We start from the raw sequence: 20,984 nt of genomic DNA on the forward strand, positions 1-20,984 counted from the left end.
ACCTGGGAAGCCGGAGCAATAGAGGCTTCGCGCCGGGGGCGGTAGCTGCCAGGGCATGATCCGATCGATGATGCGCTGCCTGTCTCGTGGTAAAGCTGCTCAGGCCGATTGCCGGGCCGGCGCCTCCTCTTCCTCGAGCGTCAGGGTGTGCAGGATCTCGAACAGGTCGTTGGCGGTCAGCGTCACGGGGTCGAACCCGGTGCTGCCGGCGATGCCTCCATAGCGGGCGGCGCCGGCCGTGGACCGGCCGACATAGGCCATGGACCAGTTGTCGAAGGCACGCGCCGTGACCGGCTCGCAGGCCAGCAGCAGGACGTCGCCATGGTTCGGGTCCTGCTGGATCCGCTCGAAGGTCTGCTCGACCGCCACCGTCGGGCCTTCGAGCACCTGGGCAAAGCAGCCGTCGTTGAACATCAGCGCACCGGTCACCCCGACCCGCTCGTTGTTGCGCCGGCTCACCTCCAGGATGTGTGCGATGATCACGTCGATCTGTTCCGGCGGACCGGCGATCCGGTTCCGGCTGTAATACACCAGGCGATGCAGGACGTCGTTCAAGCTGCGAACTCCTTTTGCGACGCAAGGTGCAAGGCTGGCGAGTCGTCGGGACCTGCCGGTTCGAGCAGGATGCCGGCCGCCGCCGCGGCGCTCATCGGCCTGCCGGTCAGGTAGCCCTGCACCTCGCTGCAGCCCTCCGCGCGCATGCGGGCCAGCTGCTGGTGGGTCTCGATGCCCTCCGCGGTGGTGCGCATGCCGAGGCTGGCGCCAAGTGCCGCCACCGCCCGCACGATGGCGACGGCGTGCGCATCCTCGGAACCACTGACGAAGGACTGGTCGATCTTGATCTTGTCGAACGGGAACCGCCGCAGGTAGCTCAGCGAGGAATAGCCGGTGCCGAAATCGTCCATCGAGATGCGCACCCCGAGCGCCTTGAGCGCGTGCAGGATCTCCAGGGTGCGATCGGTGTCGTTCAGGAGCACGCCCTCGGTGATCTCGAGTTCCAGCCGGGACGGCTTCAGGCCGGTGGCGTCCAGTACCGATCTGACCGTCGCCAGCAGCGAGGCGTCGCTGCGGAACTGCATGGCGGAGACGTTCACCGCGATCGAGACCTCACGTGGCCAGCCGGCAGCCTCGCGGCACGCGGTGCGCAGCGTCCACTCGCCGATCGAGGTGATGAGGCCGATCTCCTCGGCAAGCGGCACGAACTCCCCGGGGGAGACCAGGCCGCGAACGGGATGGTTCCAGCGCAGCAGCGCCTCGAAGCCCACCAGCGTGTTGTGCTCGAGATCGAACTGCGGCTGGTAGACCATCTCGAACTGCTTCAGCGCGACCGCGCGGCGCAGATCGAGCTCCAGGGTGCGTCTCGCCTCCATCGCCTCGTTCATGCCGGCGCTGAAGAAGCGGTAGCGGCCGCGGCCGCCGCTCTTGGCGCGGTAGAGCGCGAGATCCGCGTGCCGGAGCAGTTTTTCCGCCTCCTCGCCGTCTTCGGGGATCAGCGCGATGCCGATGCTGACGCCGATATTGGCCATGTGGCCGGCGACCACATAGGAGCGCCCGATCAGGTCGACGAGCCGCGCCGCCAGCGCCTCGACCGCCGCCGGCTGCGGCCGTTCGGGCAGCAGGACGGCGAACTCGTCGCCGCCGAGGCGCGCCAGCACGTCGCCCTGTCGCACCGCACTGCGAAGACGCTCCGTCACCTTGACCAGGAGCGCGTCGCCGACCGGATGGCCGAGCGTGTCGTTCACCGCCTTGAAGCGATCCAGGTCCAGCACAAGGAGTGCCGCGCTGCCGGGGTCCCGACGGTGCACCGACAGCAGCGCCTCGATCCGCTCGCTCATCTCGAGGCGATTTGCGAGGCCGGTGAGAGGGTCGCGCGACGCCCGCTGGGTCTCGTGCACGTAGCGCGTCACGTCGATCAGCGTTATCGCCTGGCCGCCGCACGACGCGGGCCTGCTGCGCGCCTCCAGGACGCGGCCGTCGAGCAGGCGAATGCGCGCGCCGTCAGCCTCGACAGCCTCCGCCAGCGACTCCGGATCGGCAACGCCAGCGAGGCTGAACAGCGTGCGCAGCCTCAGCCCTACCGGGTCGACGGGCGAGAAGAAGCCAGCCGCGCACGGGTTGGCGAGGACGATCGCGCCGCCCGGATCGACGGCGATCACGCCGGCCGCAAGATCGGCCAGAGCCCTTGCGACGGGATCGGCGCCGCCGTCCGAGAAGTTGTCTTTGTCCATCCTGCAGCCTCGCCCCTGATACGGTCAGGGCGTCCAGGTGTCAGCCAATACGCTCAAGTCGTTAACGTAATGTTAGAGCGCGCAGGATGGAACCAAAAACGTCAGGCCGAGACGGCCTCCGAGGTGGCCGAGCCACGCCACAGATCGATGCCGCTCTCGACCGCGTGGCTGTCGATCTCGCGCAGTTCCTCGTCGCTGAAGCCGAGCGTGCGCAGGGCGTCGAGGCTGTCGTCGAGCTGCTTGACCGAACGGGCGCCGATCAGCGCCGAGGTGACGCGGCGGTCGCGCAGAACCCAGGCGATCGCCATCTGCGCCAGGCTCTGGCCACGCCGCTTCGCGATCGCATCCAGCGCCCGCACCCGCGCGAGCAGGTCGTCGCTCAGCAGGTTCCTGGAGAACGAGCTGCCCTTGGCGGCGCGGGCGTCCTCCGGCACGCCGTTGAGGTACTTGCTGGTGAGCAGTCCCTGGCCGAGCGGCGAGAAGGCGATGCAGCCGGCACCGATCTCGTCCAGCGTGGACAGCAGCCCGTCCTCGATCCAGCGGTTCACCATCGAATAGGACGGCTGGTGGATCAGCAGCGGGGTGCCGAGGCCGCGCAGGATGGCATGCGCCTTGCGCGTCATCTCCGGCGAGTAGGACGAGATGCCGACGTAGAGGGCCTTGCCCTGGCGCACGATGTGGTCGAGCGCCCCCATGGTCTCCTCGAGCGGCGTGCTGGTGTCGAGCCGGTGCGAATAGAAGATGTCGACATAGTCGAGCCCCATGCGGGCAAGGCTCTCGTCGAGGCTGCTCACCAGGTACTTGCGCGAGCCGCCGACGCCGTACGGACCGGGCCACATGTCCCAGCCGGCCTTGCTCGAAATCACCAGCTCATTGCGGTGCGACTTGAGGTCGGTGGCCAGCATGCGGCCGAAATTCTCCTCGGCGGAGCCGTACGGAGGACCGTAGTTGTTGGCGAGGTCGAAATGGGTGACGCCGCGATCGAAGGCGCGGCGGACCACGGCGCGACCTGTCTCGTAGACGTCGGTGCCGCCGAAATTGTGCCACAGGCCAAGCGAGATCGGCGGAAGGTCGAGCCCGCTGCGCCCGCAGCGACGGTATCGGGCCTCGGCGTAGCGTTCGGGATTGGCGAGATAGGTCATGACTGCCTCCTGGCTGTTGGACCGGTCCGCCGAAGGAGTGCCACCACCGCATCGGCGTCCGGACGATCGGCAACCTGTATGCCCCGCCATGGTAGCGCTCCCAAGACCCCGGCGGCGCCCTGGCCTATCACCATTGCGTCGACGGTGGCCAGGACCGGCAGCAGGGCGGCCGGATACCGGCGTACGAAGCTGTCGGCGGTTTCGGCGGACAGGAACAGGCAGGCCGTGACCGCGCCGGCCGCAAGCGCCGCTCGTGCCTCCGCCGCGAGCGCCGGCGCCGGCCTTGCCGCATACACCACCCGCCGGTGCACGGTGAGGCCATCCTGGCGCAGCCGCGCGGCGAGGGCGTCACCCTGCCGGGCGCCACTGGCCAGCAGGATGGCGGCGCCCGGCGGCAGGCTCGCCCTCACCAGCGCCGCCAGCGTTGCGGCGTCGCCTTGTGCGCTGTCCACGCTGGTGAAGCCGGCATCGCGGGCGCGCCGCGCGGTGCGATCGCCGACGGCGAGCAACCGTGTCGCAAGCCAGGCCGGCTCGGTCCGGGCGGCGCCGGCCAGCGCGTCGACCGCTTGGCCGCTGGTCAGCACGATGGCGTCCAGGCGTCGGGGCGACGGCAGGCGGGGTCGGCGCATCACGATGCGGAGCATCGGGCAGGCGACCGGGCGGTAGCCGAGGCCGGCAACCGCCTGCATGGTCTCGCGCAGGCCGGGCTCGGGGCGGGTGACCAGCACCGCACCACCGCAAGCTGCGGCCGGGTTATTCGGCAAAGATGTCGGGCGGGCTGTCGAGGCGCAGGCTGTGGCCGAGTTCGCGGCCGAGCCGCTCGGCATCCGCCGGCGCGCCGCTGATCGCGCGCTTCAGCAGGAACGAGCCGTCCGCGCGTGCCACCAGGCCGGTCAGATGCAGCTCCGGCGTGCCGCCGGCCACCACCGGGATCAGCCTGGCATAGCCACCGATCGGGGTGCGGCAGGAGCCGTCGAGCTCGGCAAGCAGGGCGCGCTCGGCGGTGGCGACCGCCCTCGCCTCGTAATCCTCGATCGCCGACAGCAGCTCGCGCAGCTCGGTATCATCTTCACGAACCGTCACGCCGACGATGCCCTGGCCGGCGGATGGCACCATCACCTCGGGATCGAGAACGAGGTCGGCACGATCCTCCATGCCGAGGCGCCTGAGGCCGGCGAGCGCCAGCAGGCTGGCATCGCAGCGGCGCGAGGCCAGCTTGTCGAGCCGGCTCTGCACGTTGCCGCGCAGCATGGTGATGCGAAGATCCGGCCGCGCATGCAGCAGCTGCGACTGCCGGCGCACCGACGAGGTGCCGATCAGCGCGCCCTGCGGCAGGCTGCTGAACGGGTCGGTGGAATCCGGCAGCACGCAGTCCTGGCCCAGGATCAGCACGTCGCGGGCATCCTCGCGGCGCAGCGTGCAGGCCAGCACCAGGCCGGGCGGCAGCGTGGTCTCCAGGTCCTTCAGGCTGTGCACCGCGAAATCGATGCGGCCGTCCAGCAGCGCCTCGTGGATCTCCTTGGCGAACAGGCCCTTGCCGCCGATCTCGGCCAGCAGCCGGTCCTGCACGCGGTCGCCGGTGGTGCTGATCGGGTGTTCCTGGAAGGCGCCCATGTCGCGCAGCACCGGACAGAACCGGGTGAGCATGGTCAGGAAGGCACGCGTCTGCACCATCGCCAGCGGCGAGCCGCGGGTGCCGACGCGCAACGGAAGCAGGCGCCGGTGCGAGGCGGCCGCCGGCGCCTGGATGGACAGGCCGCGCGCGGCGGCGGCGGCGGCGGCCTTCTGGAGCGCCGATGAAGGCTGTGCGGGACCCATTTGCATGTCCTATTACCGGCCCGAGGTTAAAGAAAGACTGACCGCTGGAGCAGAGCCCGCTGCCGAACCATCCTGGCGGATACGTCTTCGCCATCGAAAGTTCCTGCGACGAGACCGCTTGCGCGGTGCTCGACGGCAACGGGCGCGTGCTGGCCGAGGCGGTGCTCAGCCAGGCCGGCCATGCCGAGTTCGGCGGCGTGGTGCCCGAGATCGCCGCCCGCGCCCACCTGCTGCACCTGCCGGAGCTGGCGCGACGCGTGCTGGCGGAGGCCGCCATCGCCGAACCCGGCTTCGTGCCGGCCGATCTCGTGGCGGTCGCCGCCAGTACCGGTCCCGGACTGATCGGCGGCCTGATCGTCGGCAGCGGGCTGGGCCGCGGGCTGGCGCTGTCACTCGGTGTTCCATTCGTGCCGGTCAACCATATCGAGGCGCACGCCCTCACCGCGCGCCTGCCCGGGCTGGTGCCGGGGGGCGCCGAATTCCCCTACCTGCTGCTGCTGGTGTCGGGCGGCCACTGCCAATGCATCGCCGTCGACGGGCTGGGGTCGTACCGCCGGCTCGGCGGCACCATCGACGATGCCGCGGGCGAGGCGTTCGACAAGGTCGCCAAGCTGCTCGGGCTCGGCTGGCCCGGTGGCCCGGCGCTGGAGCGCCTCGCGCTGGAGGGCGATCCCGCCGCGATACCGTTGCCGCGCCCGCTGCTCGGGCGTGCCGGCTGCGACTTCTCGTTCAGCGGCCTGAAGACCGCGGTGGCGCAGCGTCTTGCCGGCAGGCCGGCGGACCAGGCGCTTGACCGTCGCGAGGCGGCCGACCTGGCGGCGAGCTTCCAGGCGGCGGTGGCCGACGTGATGGCCGACCGGGTGCGCCACGCGCTGGGCATGATGCCGGAGGCGACCCTGCTGGTTGCGGCCGGCGGCGTCGCGGCCAACGCCACCTTGCGGTCCCGGCTCGCAGCGGTCGCATCGGCGCAAGGAGTACGGTTCGCGGCGCCGCCGCTGCGGCTGTGCACCGACAATGCGGTGATGGTCGCCTGGACCGCGATCGAGCGACTGCGGGCCGGGGCCGTGGAAGGCGGCGTCTCCGGCGACCTGCTGACACCGGCGCGGCCGCGCTGGCCGTTGCAGGAGATGGCGGCGACGCCAGGGTCGCCAGGATGAACTACCGTCACGCCTACCACGCCGGCAATTTCGCCGACTGCATGAAGCACGCCCTGCTGGTCTGGCTGCTGCGCGCCCTCGCCCGCAAGCCGGCGGCCTTCGGTGTGCTCGACACCCATGCCGGCGCCGGCGGCTACGATCTGCAGGCAGACGAGGCGACCAGGACCGGCGAGTGGCAGCAGGGCATCGGCCGGCTGCTCGCGTCTCCCCCCGACGAGGCGCTGGCGGACTATCTCGGCCTGGTGCGGGCGGCGGGCGCGCCGGCGTACTATCCGGGCTCGCCGCGGCTGGTGCGCGCGTTGCTGCGGCCGCAGGACCGGCTGGTCTGCTGCGAGATGCACGGCGAGGATCATGCAGGCCTGCGCCGGCTGTTCGCGCGTGATCCGATGGTGGCGGTGCATGCCCGGGACGGCTGGACGGCGATCGAGGCGCTGCTGCCGCCCCGCACTGCGCGTCGTGGCCTCACCCTGATCGACCCGCCGTTCGAGCAGCCCGGCGAGTTCGACCGCATCGTGGCGGCGATCGGCGCGGCGCGGCGCCGGTTCGCCGCCGGGGTGGTGGCAGCGTGGTATCCGATCAAGCATCGCGCCCCGGTCCGCGACATGCAGGACCGGCTGCGCGCCGGCGGCGAGCCGGACCTGATCTGCGCCGAGCTACTGCTGCGGCCACCGCTCGATCCGTCGCGCCTGAATGGCTGCGGGCTGCTGGTGGCGTCGCCGCCCTGGGGCTTCGAGGCGGCGGCGGCGGCGATCCTCGATGCCATCGCCGACCGGCTCGGCCGCGACGAGAGTGCCGCGCATGGCAGCGTGACCCGGCTCACCCCGGAGCTGCCGGAAGCCCCGATGAGGACCCGGGGTTGAGCGAGGCGATCGCGGTGGTCGGCGCCGGCGCCTGGGGCATCGGCCTCGCCATCCAGGCTGCCCGCACCGGCCATCCGGTGACCCTGTGGGGCCGCTCGCCGCAGCGACGCGGCGCGGATGGTGCCCTGCCGCGGCTGCCCGGCATCGCCGTGCCGGACAGCGTGGCGCTCTCCGACCGGCTGCCGGCCTCGGCGCGGCTCGTGCTCCTCGCGGTGCCGGTGCAGAACCTGCGCGCGGTCGCCACCGGCATCGGCTCGCGGGCGCCGATGATCGCCTGCTGCAAGGGGATCGAGCGCGGCACCCACCGGATGCCGCTGGAGATCCTGGCCGAGCTGCATCCCGGCGTGCCGCTCGGCGTGCTGTCCGGCCCGAACTTCGCGCACGAGGTGGCGTCCGGCCTGCCGGCGGCGGCCGTGCTGGCCTGCGCGGACGCGTTGCTTGGCGCCCACCTGGCCCGGATGGTGGCGAGCGAGAATTTCCGCGTGTATCCCAGCGACGACGTGGTCGGCGTGCAGCTCGGCGGCGCCGCCAAGAACGTGATCGCAATCGCCGCGGGGGCCGCGTCCGGCAACGGTCTCGGCGAGAATGCGCGGGCGGCGATCATCACCCGCGGCATCGCCGAGATCTCCCGCCTGATCGTGGCGCTCGGGGGGCGCGCCGCGACCGCCGCCGGCCTGTCCGGCCTGGGCGACCTGGTGCTGACCTGCACCGGCGCCACCTCTCGCAACTACAGCCTCGGCGTGGCGCTCGGGCGGGGCGAGAGCCTGACCTCGATCCTGTCGTCGCGCAGCACGGTGGCGGAGGGGGTCGAGACGGCGCCGGCGCTGGCGTCGCGCGCGGCGCTGCTTGGCGTCGGGGTGCCGGTGATCGAGGTGGTGGCGTTGCTGCTGGCCGGCAGCCTGACGCTGGACGAGGCGCGCGCGCTGCTACTCGCGCGCCCGATCGGACCGGAGTGAATCGCATGAATTGCAAGATGCGCGGCGTGTGGGCCGCCCTCGCCGTGCTGCCCGGCATCGCGGCGGCCGCTCCGGCGCCGACCCCGGTCGAGATCGTCGCCGCCGCGCCGGCCGGCGCCTGGAGCACGATCCCCGCCGGCCAGCTGATGCTGGTCGATCTCGGTGGCGCATCGCATCGCCGGGTGACGATCCAGCTGGCACCCGACTTCGCGCCGGTTCATGTCGCCAACATCCGCCGCCTGATCGCCGCACGCGCCTTCGAACACACCGGCGTCGCGCGGGTGCAGGACGACTACGTCGTGCAGTGGGGCGATGCGACCCGGCCGCCGCCGGCGGGGCTGGTGGCGCATCCGCCCGCCGAGTACGAGCGCACGCTGCGGGGCCTGGCGGTGACGCCGCTTCCGATGCCCGACGCCTACGCGCCCGCGGTCGGCTTCGCGCTGGGCTGGCCGGTCGGCATCGATCGCGCCGCCGGCTCCGCCTGGCTGGCGCATTGCTATGGCATGGTCGGCGTCGGCCGCGACATGCCGCCGGATACCGGCTCGGGCGCCGAGCTGTATGCTGTGATCGGTCAGGCGCCGCGTCAGCTCGACCGCAACATCGCGCTGGTCGGGCGCATCATCGACGGCATCGACGCGCTGGATACGCTGCCGCGCGGCAGCGCGGCGCTCGGCTTCTATGCGCAGGCCAGCGAGCGCACGCCGATCCTGCGCGTCCGCCTCGCGAGCGAACTGCCGCCGGGCGAGCGTCCGCAGTGGCAGGTGATGCGGACAGGCACGCCAGCTTTTTCTGCCTATGTTCAGGCCCGTGCCAATCGGCGCGACCCCTTCTATGTCCGGCCAGCGGGCGGCGTTGACCTCTGCAACGTTCCGCTGCCGGTGCGCAGGATGAATTTCTAGAGCTTTATCCGTTCGAGTGGTAGATCGATCGGATGATGCTCTGATCGATGACGGCAGCTCGGATTATCCCGATCCAGCGCCCTCGGCCGGATCATCGGATCCGGCGCAGCAGGCTCTCGAGCCGCCGGCGCAGCAGCGGCGTCGCGTGGTCGATGAAGGCACGCACGACGCCGTCCTGCCTGATGCCTCCATCGAAAAGAAGATGTACCGGAAGCGGATCGATTTCATGTCCGGGCAGAAGACGGACCAGGCGCCCCGAGGTGACATCATCGGCAACCTGGTATGCCATGTAGCGTCCGATCCCGCGCCCCGAACGCGCGACATCGCGTGACGTCACCAGGCTGTTCAGCCAGAGACGTGACGGAACGGCAATCGAGCGGACGCGGGCGCGCCCGGCGGTCTCGAAGCGGAACGGCCACGTATCGCGGTCGCCAGCCACGTCGCGGCCGATGCAGGCATGGTGTCGCAGGTCGGCGGGAACCTGCGGGGTGCCGTGGCGCCGCAGGTAGTCGGGAGACGCGCACAACATCTGTCGCATCGTGCCCAGCTTCACCGCGCTCAGCCCGGAATCCGGAAGCACCGCGATGCGGATCGCAACATCGGTGCCATCGTCGACGAGATTGGTGATCTCGTTGTGCAGGACCATCCTGATCGAGGCGCCCGGATGCGCGTCGAGGAAACTCTCGATTACCGGCAGCACCTCCAACCGGCCGAACATCTCGGACGCGGCAACTCGCACGGTTCCACGTAGCTGCTTCTGCGGCGCCTGATCGCGGCCGAGGCTGTCCAGGTCGGACAGGATGTGGCGGAACACGGCCAGGTGCCGCTCCCCCGCATCGGTCAGCTTCATCCCTCTCGCCGACCGGTGCAGCAGCCGCTCGCCGGCGATCGTCTCCAGCCCGGAAATCGCCCGCGAGACCGAGGCCGGAGAATGCGACAGCCGGTGACCGCCCTTGGCCAGCGACCCTTCCTCCACCACGGCGACGAACAGCCGCATCGCGTCGATTCGGTCCATGCTTCCCCGTCCTGCAATCACAGCTGCCAGGATAGCCGGCTACTGCCGGCAGATGGGTGTCACATATTGACTGTCAGGATGCTCCTGGAGATTGCCATGAAAAATACCTTCCATACGACGCAGGTCGGCGACGTCGAGATCTTCCACCGCGAGGCTGGCCCCAGTGATGCGCCGGTGATCCTGCTGCTGCACGGCTTCCCGACCGCCGGGCACATGTTCCGCGAGTTGATGCCGAAGCTTTCGGACCGCTACCGCGTCATCGCCCCCGACCTGCCCGGGTTCGGCAACACCAGGGCGCCCGCGCGTGGCAGCTTCGACTACAGCTTCGAGCAGCTCGCGGCGGTCATCGAAAAGTTCGTCGATGCGATCGGCCTTGCGCGATATGCGCTCTACATCTTCGACTATGGCGCCCCAATCGGACTGCGGCTGGCGATGCGTCATCCCGAGCGGGTGACCGCGATCGTGACGCAGAACGGCAACGCCTATGCCGAGGGGCTCAGCGATGCGTGGGGCCCGTGGCAGGCGTATTGGCGCACACCCTCGCCGGCCACCCGCCAGGCTTGTCGCGCGTCACTGGACGATGCCGCGATCCGCATGCAGTACTTGCAAGGCGCGCCGCCAGGCCTGGTCGCGCCAGACGGCTACCTGCTCGACAGCTTCTACATGCACCGGCCGGAAGCCTACGAGATCCAGCTGGACCTCGTGCTCAGCTATCGGACCAACGTCGCGCTCTATCCGGATTTCCAGCGCTATTTCCGTGAGCACCGGCCGCCCCTGCTGGCGGTGTGGGGCAGGCACGATCCATTCTTCCTGCCGGCCGGAGCTGAAGCCTACCGCCGTGACCTGCCGGACGCGGAGGTGCATCTCCTAGAGACCGGTCATTTCGCGCTCGAGACGCACCATGCGGAGATCGCGGCGCTGATGCGCACGTTCCTGGCCCGGGTCTGACGTCAGGGCCGCCGAGCCAGGAACGAGGTCATGCCGCATTGCGCGACCGGACCGAACACCCTGGCGTCCGACCGCTGGTAGGTCGTGCTGTGCAGCAGCGCCTCGCGCACCGCGCCCAGCCCGGCATCCGGGTCCGCGATGCCGTTGCGGTAGTCGGACTTCTCCGGCGTATCGAGCACCATCACCAGATCGGCACCGGCACGGGCGGGATCGGCCCGGTCCGGGCGCGACAGGTCGATCGATGCCACGTCGGCGAGGATGCCCTGGCGCAGGAAGGCAGCCTGGATCTGGACATGGTTGATCGCCGCGGTGATGCCGTAGAACCGCACCTGCGGCCGCGCCACGTGCGCAGCCACGGCGCGGATCGGCCCGGTGAAGTCGCAGGTCGGGTTGTTGCGCCACGAGTTGGTCAGCAGCGTGGTGCCGTAGAGCGTGTCGGAGCCGTCCACCGCATAGGGACCGGTGGCGATGAAAACGAGCATGATCGCCGCCTGCACCGAGGCCACGCCGGCCATCGCGAGGCCCAGAAACGGCCCGCTCCCGGCGGCCAGCAACAGCGCCAGCACGGGCAGTGCGCCCAGCATGTAGCGGGCATTCTGGTTATGGCCGAAGATGTGCGGCAGCACGGTCAGCACCAGCATTGCGCCGCACGCGATGGCGATGAACCGGCGGGGCGATGGGCGGTGCGCATCGGCGGTCGATCTTGTTGGCAGCAGGTTGCGAACTACCAGAACAAGCGCCACCGGCAGCAGGATCAGGGCGGGCAGGCCGACAGCGCTGAGCGCAAGTTCCTCCAGGTAGTTGCGGACATAGTCGAACCCCTACCCCTGCATCTCGTCGAGCGGCCAGAGCACCGCGAAGCGGCCGTAGGCGGCATAGCGCAGCCCGTTATAGGCATAGAAAGGCCAGGCCAGCAGCGACGAGACCAGCAGCGTGACGAGGCAGCCGTGCCAGCTGCGGCGTTTCCATGACGCGACTGCCAGCATCAGCAGGAACACCGCCGCCAGCGGGGCGAAGCTGAACTTCGCGAGCATGCCGAAGCCGAGCGCCACTCCCATCGTCACCGACAGGACGCGTGGCGGGTGGGGCCCGGCATCGCGCACCAGGCACCACAGGGCCAGGGCCAGCGCCGGGATCAACGCGGTCTCCGACATGAACTCCTCGCTGCCGCGCACCCAGATCGGTGCGACCGCGACCATGGCGGCAGCACCGGCCGCGGCGGCGATGCCGGACATCCGGCGGCCGGCATCGAACACGAGCAGGATCGAGACCACGAAGAGGAGCAGCGAAAGCAGTCGGAAGGCGGCGTTGCTGTCATGGTGCAGCGAGACCAGCGGCAGGCCAAGGAAGCGCGTGCCCGGCGGCATCCAGCGATAGTCGTTGAACAGGGAGTCAGGCAGCGCGCCGGCACCGTCTAGGCGCCTGGTCAGGCCGTCCTTGAGCGAAATGTCGATATACTGGACTTGGTCCCAGCCGGAAACGCCGGGATGCAGCAGGATCCAGCGTAGCGCCACTGCACTGATCGTCGCCACGACGAACGCGAACGACAGGAACGCTAGGCCATCGGTGACAGCCAGACCGAGTTGTGCGAGCGGCCCCGCGGGGCGCTTCTTTGTTGTCGTCAAGCCCGCCATCCATCCGCTGCGGAATATCTGCAGCGGGGATGGCAGACGGGCTAGCCTATCGCAACCGAGGCGTGACCCTGCTGCCCGGCTGCCGGCCGGCCCGACGCGGGCAACCGCTCAGCGCTTCGTTCCGGTTGCGATATCCAGCCAGACCGCGAGCAGCAGGATCACGCCCTTCACGATCATCTGCCAGAAGGTGTCGACGCTGAGCATCGACATGCCGTTGTCCAGGCTCGCCATGATCAGCGCGCCGATCAGCGCCCCGAACACGGTGCCGGAGCCGCCGCGCAGCGAGGTGCCGCCGATCACGCACGACGCGATGGCGTCGAGTTCCTGCAGGCTGCCGGCCGAAGGCGAGCCGGCGGCGAGGCGCGCGGTGGTGGTGATGCCGGCGAACGCCGCCATCAGGCCCATCAGGGCGAACACCAGCAGCTTGACCCGCTGCACGTTCACGCCCGAAAGCCGGGTCGCCTCCAGGTTGCCGCCGATGGCGTAGATGCGCCGGCCGAACACCGTGCGGCGCGCCATCAGGGTGAACACGCCGAGCAGCACCAGCAGCACCAGCACCGGGGTCGGCATGCCGCGATAGGAGTTCACCGCATAGACGAAACCGCCGATCGCCGCAGCCGCGACGAACAGCTTCAGTCCGTCGAGCCAAAGCGCCGGCACCTCCAGCTGGTGATGCTGGCGACGGTTGCGCCCCTGTGCCGAGACGAACACCAGCAACCCCAGCACCGCGGCCGCCATCACGTAGGTCACGAGGTCCGGCAGGTAGCTTTGCCCGATGGCGATCAGCGGCGCACTGGTCGGAGAGATGGTGACGCCGCCGGTGATGCCGAGCAGGATACCGCGGAACACCAGCATTCCAGCCAGCGTCACGATGAAGGACGGCACCCGCAGGTAGGCGACCCAGTAGCCGTTGAACATGCCCGCCGCGATGCCGAGGATCATCACCACGAGCAGCGTGACCGGCAACGGCATGTGGTAGGTGACGTCGAGGATTGCGGCGACGCCACCGAGCAGGCCGAGCAGCGATCCGATCGAGAGGTCGATCTCGCCCGAGACGATGACGAACACCATGCCGGCTGCCAGCATGCCGGTGATCGACATCTGGCGCAGCAGGTTCGAGAAGTTGCGCGCGGTGAGGAAGTCGCCGTCGGTGAGCTGCCAGAACAGCGCCCAGATGACCGCGATCGCCAGCAGCAGGGCCAGGATCTTGTAGCGCGAGAAGGCGCCTTTCACGTGGTCGAGCTTCACGCCGAAGCCGGGGTTCCTGGCGGCTCCCGAGGGCGCGGTGGCGGTCGCGGTGCTGGCGAGGGCAGGCTTGTTCATGGTGGTAACTCGGTCCCTCAGATCAGGCAGTCAAAATCACTCGGCGGCGTGCTTGTGGGCGGGCAGGATCGCGGCCGACAGCACCTGCTCCTGGGTCAGCCCCTGGTTCGCGAAATTGCCTCGCAGCTCGCCCTCGCCGATCACCAGCACGCGGTCGCTGATGCCGAGCACCTCGGGCATCTCGGACGACACCATGATCACCGCGGTGCCGGTGCGGGCGAGCGCGAAGATGAGCTTGTAGATCTCGTACTTGGCGCCGACATCGACGCCGCGGGTCGGCTCGTCGAGGATCAGCACCTTGGGCGCCGGCGCCAGCATCTTGGCGATCACCGCCTTCTGTTGGTTGCCGCCGGAGAGGTTCGAGATCGGCAGGATCGGCGAAGCGGTCTTGATCCGCATGCGGGCGATGTCGCGGCCGATGGCGTTCATCTCGGCGGCCTCGTTGATCAATCCGCCCGGCGCGAACGAGTTCAGCACCGCCATCGTCATGTTCTGGCCGACGCCCATATCGGGGACGATGCCGTGGGCCTTGCGGTCCTCCGGAACCATGCAGATACCGGCCCTCACGGCATCGCTCGGCGAGCGGATGCGGAGCGGCTTGCCGTCGAGGATGACGCTGCCCTCGCTGGTGCCGCGCCAGGCGCCGAAGATTGCGCTGACCAGTTCGGTGCGTCCCGCGCCGACCAGGCCGGCGATGCCGAGGATCTCGCCGCGCCGGACCGAAAAGGAGATATCGTCGACCCGCTTGCGCTGGCGGTTCTCGGGGTCCCAGACGGTGAAGTTGCGGGCCTCGAACACCACCTCGCCGATCTCGTGCTCCTCGCGAGGGAACAGGTTGTTCATCTCGCGGCCGACCATCATGCGTATGATGTCGGACTGCTTCAACTCGGCCATCGGCGCCGAGCCGACGAAGGCGCCGTCGCGGATCACGGTGACGCTGTCGGCGATCGCCTCGATCTCGTCGAGCTTGTGCGAGATGTAGACGCACGCGGTGCCACGCCGCTTGAGGTCGCGCACCAGGTCGAGCAGCACGTCTATCTCGCGCCTGGTCAGCGAGGAGGTCGGCTCGTCGAGGATCAGCAGGCGGGCATTCTTGCTCAGCGCCTTGGCGATCTCGATCAGCTGCTGCTCGCCGCCGCCATAGTTCGACACCGGCTTGGCCGCGTTGATGTGCGGCATACGCAGGTCGTTCAGCATCGCGGTGGCGCGCGCGAACATGGCGTCGAAATCGATCAGGCCGCTGCGGGTCTTCGGCTCCCGGCCGAGGAATATGTTCTCGGCGACCGAGAGCTGCGGCACCAGCATCAGCTCCTGGTGGATGATGACGATACCGGCATCCTCGGTCGCGCGCACGCCGCTCGCCTGCAGCGGTTGCCCGTCCCACAGGATCTCGCCCTGCCAGGTGCCGTACGGATAGACCGCCGACAGCACCTTCATCATGGTCGACTTGCCGGCTCCGTTCTCGCCGCAGAGCCCGACGCATTCGCCGGGCTTCACCGCGAGATCGATACCGTTGAGCGCGCGGACCCCCGAGAACTCCTTGATGATGCCACGCATCTCGAGAAGATACTCGCTCATCCGCACGCCCTCGCCATCAGCAGACTATGTTACTCGCCGATCTGGGACTGCGTGTAGAAGCCGTCCTTGACCAGCAGGTTGACGTTCGACTTGGTGACCAGGATCGGCGTCAGCAGGATGGTCGGCACATCCTTCTTGCCGTTGTTGATCGAGGAGTTGTAGGGCGGCTTCTGACCCTTGGCGAGCTCGACCGCCACCTTCGCCGCGGTCGAGGCGATCAGCTTCAGCGGCTTGTAGACGTCGCTGCTCTGGGTGCCGGCAACCACGCGCTTGATCGCCGAGAGATCCGCATCCTGGCCGGATACGCCGACCTTGCCCGCGAGACCCTGCGCGTTGAGCGCCTGGATGGCGCCGCCGGCGACCGCGTCGTTGGAGGCGACGATGCCCTGGATATTGTTCTTGTTGGCGGTGAGCGCGTTCTCGGTGATCGACAGCGCCTCGGTCGCCGACCATTCCGGGACCCACTGCGAGCCGGCGATCTTGATGTCGCCCTTGTCGACCAGCGGCTGCAGCACCTTCATCTGGCCTTCGCGCAGCAGCTTGGCGTTGTTGTCGGTGGGCGCTCCGCCGAGCAGGTAGTAGTTGCCCTTCGGCACGGTGTCGACCACGCCCTGCGCCTGCATCTCGCCGACGCGTACGTTGTCGAACGAGATGTAGGCGTCGATGTCGGCATCCAGGATCAGGCGGTCGTAGGAGATGACCTTGATGCCGGCCTGCTTGGCCTCGTTGACGACGTTGCCGAGAACCTTGCCGTTGAACGGCACGATGACGATCACGTCGACGCCGCGCGAGATCATGTTCTCGATCTGCGAGATCTGCGTGGCCTCGGAGGCATTCGCGGAGGTCACGGTGACGGTGGCGCCGAGCGACTTGGCGGCGGCGGTGAAATAGTCGCGGTCGCGCGACCAGCGCTCGATGCGCAGGTCGTCGATGGAGAAGCCGATCTTGGGATGGGCGGGGCTGGCATGCGCGGGCGCGGACAGCAGCGCGGGGGCCGAGGCGCTGGCCAGCAGCGAGGCGAGGGCGGCAGCGACGGCGCGGCGACGGTTCAGCATTGGCAACAGACGCAAGGGATCCTCCTGTGACGGCGTGGATGCGAGGACGCCCTTGTGGGCCGCTCTTCTGTGGCATCCGTGCGGCAATGCCTAACAGCATGAGGCACGTGCAGCAACTCCGTTTCGGTGTTGCAAACGGCTTTTATGCCGCCTGTGCTCGTCGAGCAAATTTTTGCGCTGCAGCAATACTGCCAGGCTTCGTAACAACTGAAATAATGTGGCCGTCGCGAAAACTGACTATCGTACATCAACGACCTCGCTATGCTGTCGGCGATGAAGCGGATCACCGTGCATGATGTGGCGGCGCAGGCCGGCGTGTCGCTCGCCACCGTCGACCGGGTGCTGAACGGCCGGCGCGGCGTCAGCGAGGCGATGAGCCAGCGCGTGCACTCCACCATCGACCGGCTCGGCTTCACCCGCGATCATTACGCCGCCAGCCTTGCCACCAGCCGCCGCCATCGTTTCGTCTTCGTGCTGCCGCAGCCGGATGGCAACAGCTTCATGCACGCCCTGCATGACGGCGTGCTCGCCCAGCGCCCGGTATTCATGGCGCGCCGCATCCAGCTCACGGTGCAGGCCTACCCGGCCTTCCAGGCGGCCGCCCTCGCCCGCCTGCTCGACCGCATCGACCGGCAGCAGACCGACGGCGTGGCGGTGGTCGCGGTCGACGCGCCACGCGTGCGGGCCGCACTCGAGGCGCTGCATGCGCGCGGGGTCGCCGTCATCACCCTGGTATCGGATGTCGCAACACGGGGTGCGGCCTCCGGGCGGCTGCATTGCATCGCCATCGACAACGTCGCCGCCGGGCGCGTCGCCGGCTCGCTGATCGGCCGGTTCAATGCCCGCCGCCGCGGCCGCGTCGCCGCCATCGCCGGCAAGCTCACCCTGCGCGACCATAGCGAACGACTTCTCGGCTTCTCGCAGGTGATCGGCCAGGAGCATGCGCAGCTCGAACTGCTGCCGCCGCTCGAGGGGCTCGATGACGGCCAGGCGACCGGCGCCATCGTGCGCCGGCTGCTCGATGCGCATCCCGACCTGGTCGGGCTGTATTCGATCGGCGCCGGCAATCGCGGCATCATCGAGGCGCTCGAGCAGTCCGGCCGGCAGCACGACATCGTCGTGGTCGGCCACGAGCTTACGCCGCACACGCGGGCCGCCCTGCTGCGTGGCGCCTTCGACGCGGTGCTGCACCAGTCGGTGGAAGGCGAGATCGCCACCGCCGTCGAGGCGCTGCGCGCGGTGGCCGATGGCGATACCGGCCATGTGCCGGAGCCGATCCGGATCGACATCTTCATGCGCGACAACGTCTGAACGGAGCCGGCAGACCATGTTCATCGGAATCGATATCGGCACATCCTCGGTAAAGGCGGTGCTCATCGACGAGCACCAGGCCGTGCTGGCCACCGCCAGCGAGGCGCTCGCTGTCAGCCGTCCGCATCCGGGTCATTCCGAGCAGGACCCGCAGGCCTGGTGGGACGCGACGCTCGCGGTCCTCGGAGCGCTCGCCCGCACGCAACCGGAGGCGATGCGCGCGGTCGCCGGCATCGGCCTGTCCGGCCAGATGCACGGCGCGGTGCTGCTCGATGCGGACCACAAGGTGCTGCGCCCGGCGATCCTCTGGAACGATACCCGCAGCGAGGCGGAATGTCTCGCCCTCGAAGCCGATTGCCCAGAGCTGCGCACGATCTTCGGCAACATCATGATGCCGGGCTTCACCGCGCCGAAGCTGCGCTGGGTGGAGACGCACGAGCCGGAGATCTTCGCCCGCACCCGGCTGGTGCTGCTGCCGAAGGACTACGTGCGCCTGCAGCTGACCGGCGAGACGGCATCCGACATGTCGGATGCCGCCGGCACCGGCTGGCTCGACGTGGCGGCGCGCGACTGGTCCGACGCTGCGCTGCAAGCCGGCCATCTCGACCGCTCGCACATGCCTCGCCTGGTCGAGGGCAGCGCGGTATCCGGCCTGCTGCGGCCGGCGCTCGCCGACCGCTTCGGCATCAGCGGCGCGGTGGTGGTGGCCGGCGGCGGCGGCGACAATGCGGCGTCCGCCTGCGGCATCGGCGCGGTCCGGCCGGGCACCGCCTTCGTATCGCTCGGCACCTCGGGCGTGCTGTTCGCCAGCACCGACCGGTTCGCGCCCAACACCGCCTCCGCGGTACATGCCTTCTGCCATGCGGTGCCGGACACCTGGCACCAGATGGGCGTGATCCTGTCGGCGACCGACAGCATCGAGTGGCTGGCCCGGCTGTTCGGCAGCGACGCCGCCAGCCTGACCACGGCGCTCGGCGAGCGCGTCGCGGCACCTTCGCGCGCGCTGTTTGCCCCCTACCTCGCCGGCGAGCGCACTCCGCACAACATGGCCGGCCTGCGCGGCGGCTTCGCCGGCCTCGGTCACGAGGCCGATCGCGCCAGCATGACCCAGGCCGTGCTCGAAGGCGTCGCCTTCGCCTTCCGCGACTGCCAGGAAGCGCTGACCGATGCCGGCACCGGCTACGACCGCGCCTGGGCGGTCGGCGGCGGCGCACGCTCGCCGGTCTGGTTGTCCATCGTGGCGAGCGTGCTGCGCCGGCCGCTCGACCTGCCCGCCGGCGCCGACAGCGGCGGCGCGTTCGGCGCGGCGCGGCTCGCGATCTGCGCGGCGCGGCACGCCGACCCGCTGGAGGTCTGCACCCCGCCCGGCATCGCCGCCACCATCGAGCCGGACCCGGCGCTCGCCGACGCCTACGATCTTGCCTATGGCCGCTACCGCATCCTGGCGGACGGCCTCAAGCAACTCGCCCGATAAGCAAAGGACGCCTTCCATGACATCGATCTTCGGCAACCTGCCCACCGTCGCCTACGAAGGGCCAGAGACGCACAACCCGCTGGCCTATCGCTGGTACGACAAGGACCGCGTCGTGCTCGGCCGCACCATGCGCGAGCATCTGCGCTTCACCGTGTGCTACTGGCACAGCTTCGTCATGAACGGCTCGGATCCGTTCGGCGCGCCGACCATCATGCGCCCCTGGAGCGGCCGCGACGGCCTGGACGCGGCGCGGCAGAAAGCCGATGCGGCGTTCGACCTGTTCCGCGTTCTCGACGTGCCGTTCTACAGCTTCCACGACCGCGACGTGGTCTCCGAGGGCGCCACGTTCCAGGAATCTGTCTCCAATCTCGATGCCATCGCCGACGTGCTCGGACAGAAGCAGGACGAGACCGGCGTCCACCTGCTGTGGGGCACCGCCAACCTGTTCAGCCATCCGCGCTACATGGCGGGTGCGGCGACCAATCCCGATCCGGAAGTATTCGCGTACGCCGCCGCCACGGTGAAGCACTGCCTCGACGTCACCCGCCGCCTGGGCGGCGCGAACTACGTGCTGTGGGGTGGCCGCGAGGGCTACGAGACGCTGCTCAACACCGATCTCGGCCGCGAGCTCGACCAGATGGGCCGCTTCCTCAACCTGGTCGTCGAGTACAAGCACAAGACCGGCTACACCGGAACCATCCTGATCGAGCCGAAGCCGAAGGAGCCGACCAAGCACCAGTATGATTTCGACACCGCCACGGTCTACGGCTTCCTCAAGCGCTACGGTCTCGAGAACGAGGTCAAGCTGAACCTCGAAGCCAATCACGCCCAGCTTGCCGGTCACAGCTTCGAGCACGAGATCGCGCTGGCCTCCGCGCTGGGCATCCTCGGCTCGCTCGACGTCAACCGCGGCGATCCGCTGATCGGCTGGGACACCGACCAGTTTCCGAACTCTCTGCCGGACACCGCGCTCGCGCTGTACTACGTGCTGAAGTCGGGCGGCCTCGGCAACGGTGGCCTGAACTTCGACGCCAAGATCAGGCGGCAATCGATCGACGCCGAGGACCTGGTGCATGCGCATGTCGGCGGCATCGATCTCTGTGCCCGCGCATTGCTGGTGGCGGCCGGGATGATCGAGGATGGCCGCCTCGCCCGGCATGTCGAGGATCGCTACGCCGGCTGGAACAGCGCGCGCGGCAAGGCACTGGCGTCATCGATGTCGCTCGAGGACATCGCCCGCGATGTCGCGGGTCGCAGCGACGGGCCGCAGCCGAAATCGGGCCGGCAGGAATATCTCGAGAACCTGCTCAACAGCTACTTCTGACGCCTGCCCGGGCAAGGGGCGCTGCTCCTTGCCCGCCAGCCTCGCCGACCTTCAGTGAAGATGTGGCTTCGATGCCTCGCGGATGAGGTGCGGGACGGCGGCGACGACCTGATAAATGGCGAACGGCTTCGGCAGGATCAGGCTGCCCGGGGCGCCATGGGCCTCGAAGGTCGCCGAAGTCATATCGCAATCCTTCGCAAGGCGGCTGCGACTACCGGCAAGAGCGGCATAGCCGCGTCGGACCTCGCGGCGTCCGGACTAC

At 69.3% G+C, this 20,984-nt stretch carries 20 protein-coding genes; 8 read left to right on the top strand and 12 right to left on the bottom strand.

Translation table 11 applies throughout. The features are described 5' to 3' along the window. Positions 1-99 precede the first annotated feature (99 nt). From FE263_RS00090 to hemC, 5 genes are all read right to left on the bottom strand, one after another. Positions 100-555 carry a BLUF domain-containing protein gene (locus FE263_RS00090; RefSeq protein ID WP_138323932.1) on the bottom strand — a complete coding sequence of 152 codons (456 nt, stop codon included), beginning with the start codon at positions 553-555 and terminating at the stop codon, positions 100-102. Continuing rightward, the gene (locus FE263_RS00095; protein WP_138323933.1) at positions 552-2,228 is read right to left on the bottom strand and encodes a putative bifunctional diguanylate cyclase/phosphodiesterase; all 1,677 of its coding nucleotides are present in this window, start codon (positions 2,226-2,228) and stop codon (positions 552-554) included. The genes FE263_RS00090 and FE263_RS00095 overlap by 4 nt, the downstream gene beginning before the upstream one ends. Before the next feature lie 101 nt (positions 2,229-2,329). After that, positions 2,330-3,370, bottom strand: a complete 1,041-nt coding sequence (gene mgrA, locus FE263_RS00100) for an L-glyceraldehyde 3-phosphate reductase (RefSeq protein ID WP_138323934.1) — start codon at positions 3,368-3,370, stop codon at positions 2,330-2,332. After that, positions 3,367-4,098 carry a uroporphyrinogen-III synthase gene (locus tag FE263_RS00105; RefSeq protein WP_240758911.1) on the bottom strand — a complete coding sequence of 244 codons (732 nt, stop codon included), beginning with the start codon at positions 4,096-4,098 and terminating at the stop codon, positions 3,367-3,369. Before FE263_RS00105 ends, mgrA begins: the two co-directional genes overlap by 4 nt. A gap of 25 nt (positions 4,099-4,123) precedes the next feature. After that, positions 4,124-5,194, bottom strand: coding sequence for a hydroxymethylbilane synthase (hemC, locus tag FE263_RS00110; protein ID WP_138323936.1), 1,071 nt, complete (start codon positions 5,192-5,194; stop codon positions 4,124-4,126). Positions 5,195-5,232: 38 nt separating this feature from the next. Here hemC and tsaD point away from each other — a divergent pair, with 38 nt between their 5' ends. From tsaD to FE263_RS00130, 4 genes are read left to right on the top strand one after another with little or no spacing between them, the layout of a single operon-like run. Next, positions 5,233-6,345, top strand: a complete 1,113-nt coding sequence (gene tsaD, locus FE263_RS00115; RefSeq protein ID WP_138323937.1) for a tRNA (adenosine(37)-N6)-threonylcarbamoyltransferase complex transferase subunit TsaD — start codon at positions 5,233-5,235, stop codon at positions 6,343-6,345. Beyond that, on the top strand, positions 6,342-7,205 hold the full coding sequence (locus tag FE263_RS00120) for a 23S rRNA (adenine(2030)-N(6))-methyltransferase RlmJ (protein ID WP_138323938.1): 864 nt from the start codon (positions 6,342-6,344) through the stop codon (positions 7,203-7,205). Before tsaD ends, FE263_RS00120 begins: the two co-directional genes overlap by 4 nt. Then, positions 7,202-8,161, top strand: coding sequence for an NAD(P)H-dependent glycerol-3-phosphate dehydrogenase (locus FE263_RS00125; RefSeq protein ID WP_138323939.1), 960 nt, complete (start codon positions 7,202-7,204; stop codon positions 8,159-8,161). The genes FE263_RS00120 and FE263_RS00125 overlap by 4 nt, the downstream gene beginning before the upstream one ends. A gap of 5 nt (positions 8,162-8,166) precedes the next feature. Then, positions 8,167-9,060: a peptidylprolyl isomerase gene (locus FE263_RS00130; protein ID WP_138323940.1), complete on the top strand. Its 894-nt coding sequence runs from the start codon at positions 8,167-8,169 to the stop codon at positions 9,058-9,060. A 91-nt stretch (positions 9,061-9,151) separates the two neighbouring features. Here the strand turns inward: FE263_RS00130 and FE263_RS00135 are convergent, their stop codons facing one another. Beyond that, a complete protein-coding gene (locus tag FE263_RS00135) occupies positions 9,152-10,075 on the bottom strand; it encodes a LysR family transcriptional regulator (protein WP_138323941.1) in 924 nt (307 codons plus the stop codon). A gap of 96 nt (positions 10,076-10,171) precedes the next feature. On the opposite strand from FE263_RS00135, the gene FE263_RS00140 reads away from it, so the two are divergent. Then, the gene (locus tag FE263_RS00140; protein WP_138323942.1) at positions 10,172-11,023 is read left to right on the top strand and encodes an alpha/beta fold hydrolase; all 852 of its coding nucleotides are present in this window, start codon (positions 10,172-10,174) and stop codon (positions 11,021-11,023) included. Between the two features lie 2 nt (positions 11,024-11,025). On the opposite strand, the gene FE263_RS00145 is transcribed toward FE263_RS00140, so the two are convergent. The 5 genes from FE263_RS00145 to xylF all read right to left on the bottom strand — a co-directional run bounded on the left by FE263_RS00145 (position 11,026) and on the right by xylF (position 16,628). Continuing rightward, the gene (locus tag FE263_RS00145; RefSeq protein WP_171033853.1) at positions 11,026-11,766 is read right to left on the bottom strand and encodes a hypothetical protein; all 741 of its coding nucleotides are present in this window, start codon (positions 11,764-11,766) and stop codon (positions 11,026-11,028) included. Between the two features lie 78 nt (positions 11,767-11,844). Further along, a complete protein-coding gene (locus tag FE263_RS00150; protein ID WP_171033854.1) occupies positions 11,845-12,648 on the bottom strand; it encodes a glycosyltransferase family 39 protein in 804 nt (267 codons plus the stop codon). Positions 12,649-12,765: 117 nt separating this feature from the next. Further along, a complete protein-coding gene (locus FE263_RS00155; RefSeq protein ID WP_138323945.1) occupies positions 12,766-13,980 on the bottom strand; it encodes a sugar ABC transporter permease in 1,215 nt (404 codons plus the stop codon). A gap of 36 nt (positions 13,981-14,016) precedes the next feature. After that, positions 14,017-15,558, bottom strand: coding sequence for a xylose ABC transporter ATP-binding protein (locus FE263_RS00160; RefSeq protein ID WP_138323946.1), 1,542 nt, complete (start codon positions 15,556-15,558; stop codon positions 14,017-14,019). A 29-nt stretch (positions 15,559-15,587) separates the two neighbouring features. Continuing rightward, positions 15,588-16,628, bottom strand: a complete 1,041-nt coding sequence (gene xylF, locus FE263_RS00165) for a D-xylose ABC transporter substrate-binding protein (protein ID WP_240758912.1) — start codon at positions 16,626-16,628, stop codon at positions 15,588-15,590. A 258-nt stretch (positions 16,629-16,886) separates the two neighbouring features. On the opposite strand from xylF, the gene FE263_RS00170 reads away from it, so the two are divergent. From FE263_RS00170 to xylA, 3 genes are read left to right on the top strand one after another with little or no spacing between them, the layout of a single operon-like run. Next, positions 16,887-17,924, top strand: a complete 1,038-nt coding sequence (locus tag FE263_RS00170) for a LacI family DNA-binding transcriptional regulator (RefSeq protein WP_171033855.1) — start codon at positions 16,887-16,889, stop codon at positions 17,922-17,924. A gap of 16 nt (positions 17,925-17,940) precedes the next feature. Next, a complete protein-coding gene (gene xylB, locus FE263_RS00175) occupies positions 17,941-19,398 on the top strand; it encodes a xylulokinase (RefSeq protein ID WP_138323948.1) in 1,458 nt (485 codons plus the stop codon). A gap of 16 nt (positions 19,399-19,414) precedes the next feature. Next, positions 19,415-20,722, top strand: coding sequence for a xylose isomerase (xylA, locus tag FE263_RS00180; RefSeq protein WP_138323949.1), 1,308 nt, complete (start codon positions 19,415-19,417; stop codon positions 20,720-20,722). Between the two features lie 51 nt (positions 20,723-20,773). On the opposite strand, the gene FE263_RS22760 is transcribed toward xylA, so the two are convergent. Next, entirely contained in the window at positions 20,774-20,905 is a 132-nt protein-coding gene (locus FE263_RS22760) for a hypothetical protein (RefSeq protein ID WP_276611154.1), read from the bottom strand. Between the last annotated feature and the right edge of the window lie 79 nt (positions 20,906-20,984).

The sequence above is a fragment of the Lichenicoccus roseus genome (assembly GCF_005844085.1).
GTDB lineage: Bacteria > Pseudomonadota > Alphaproteobacteria > Acetobacterales > Acetobacteraceae > Lichenicoccus > Lichenicoccus roseus.

Bases quoted from the DNA above. Each gene is read 5' to 3' on its own strand.
- FE263_RS00120 (WP_138323938.1), top strand. From the start codon at position 6,342: ATGAACTACCGTCACGCCTACCACGCCGGCAATTTCGCCGACTGCATG.
- FE263_RS00155 (WP_138323945.1), bottom strand. From the start codon at position 13,980: ATGAACAAGCCTGCCCTCGCCAGCACCGCGACCGCCACCGCGCCCTCG.
- FE263_RS00140 (WP_138323942.1), top strand. From the start codon at position 10,172: ATGAAAAATACCTTCCATACGACGCAGGTCGGCGACGTCGAGATCTTC.
- FE263_RS00130 (WP_138323940.1), top strand. From the start codon at position 8,167: ATGAATTGCAAGATGCGCGGCGTGTGGGCCGCCCTCGCCGTGCTGCCC.
- FE263_RS00170 (WP_171033855.1), top strand. From the start codon at position 16,887: ATGAAGCGGATCACCGTGCATGATGTGGCGGCGCAGGCCGGCGTGTCG.
- xylA (WP_138323949.1), top strand. From the start codon at position 19,415: ATGACATCGATCTTCGGCAACCTGCCCACCGTCGCCTACGAAGGGCCA.
- FE263_RS00095 (WP_138323933.1), bottom strand. From the start codon at position 2,228: ATGGACAAAGACAACTTCTCGGACGGCGGCGCCGATCCCGTCGCAAGG.
- FE263_RS00160 (WP_138323946.1), bottom strand. From the start codon at position 15,558: ATGAGCGAGTATCTTCTCGAGATGCGTGGCATCATCAAGGAGTTCTCG.
- FE263_RS22760 (WP_276611154.1), bottom strand. From the start codon at position 20,905: ATGACTTCGGCGACCTTCGAGGCCCATGGCGCCCCGGGCAGCCTGATC.
- mgrA (WP_138323934.1), bottom strand. From the start codon at position 3,370: ATGACCTATCTCGCCAATCCCGAACGCTACGCCGAGGCCCGATACCGT.
- xylB (WP_138323948.1), top strand. From the start codon at position 17,941: ATGTTCATCGGAATCGATATCGGCACATCCTCGGTAAAGGCGGTGCTC.
- FE263_RS00135 (WP_138323941.1), bottom strand. From the start codon at position 10,075: ATGGACCGAATCGACGCGATGCGGCTGTTCGTCGCCGTGGTGGAGGAA.
- hemC (WP_138323936.1), bottom strand. From the start codon at position 5,194: ATGCAAATGGGTCCCGCACAGCCTTCATCGGCGCTCCAGAAGGCCGCC.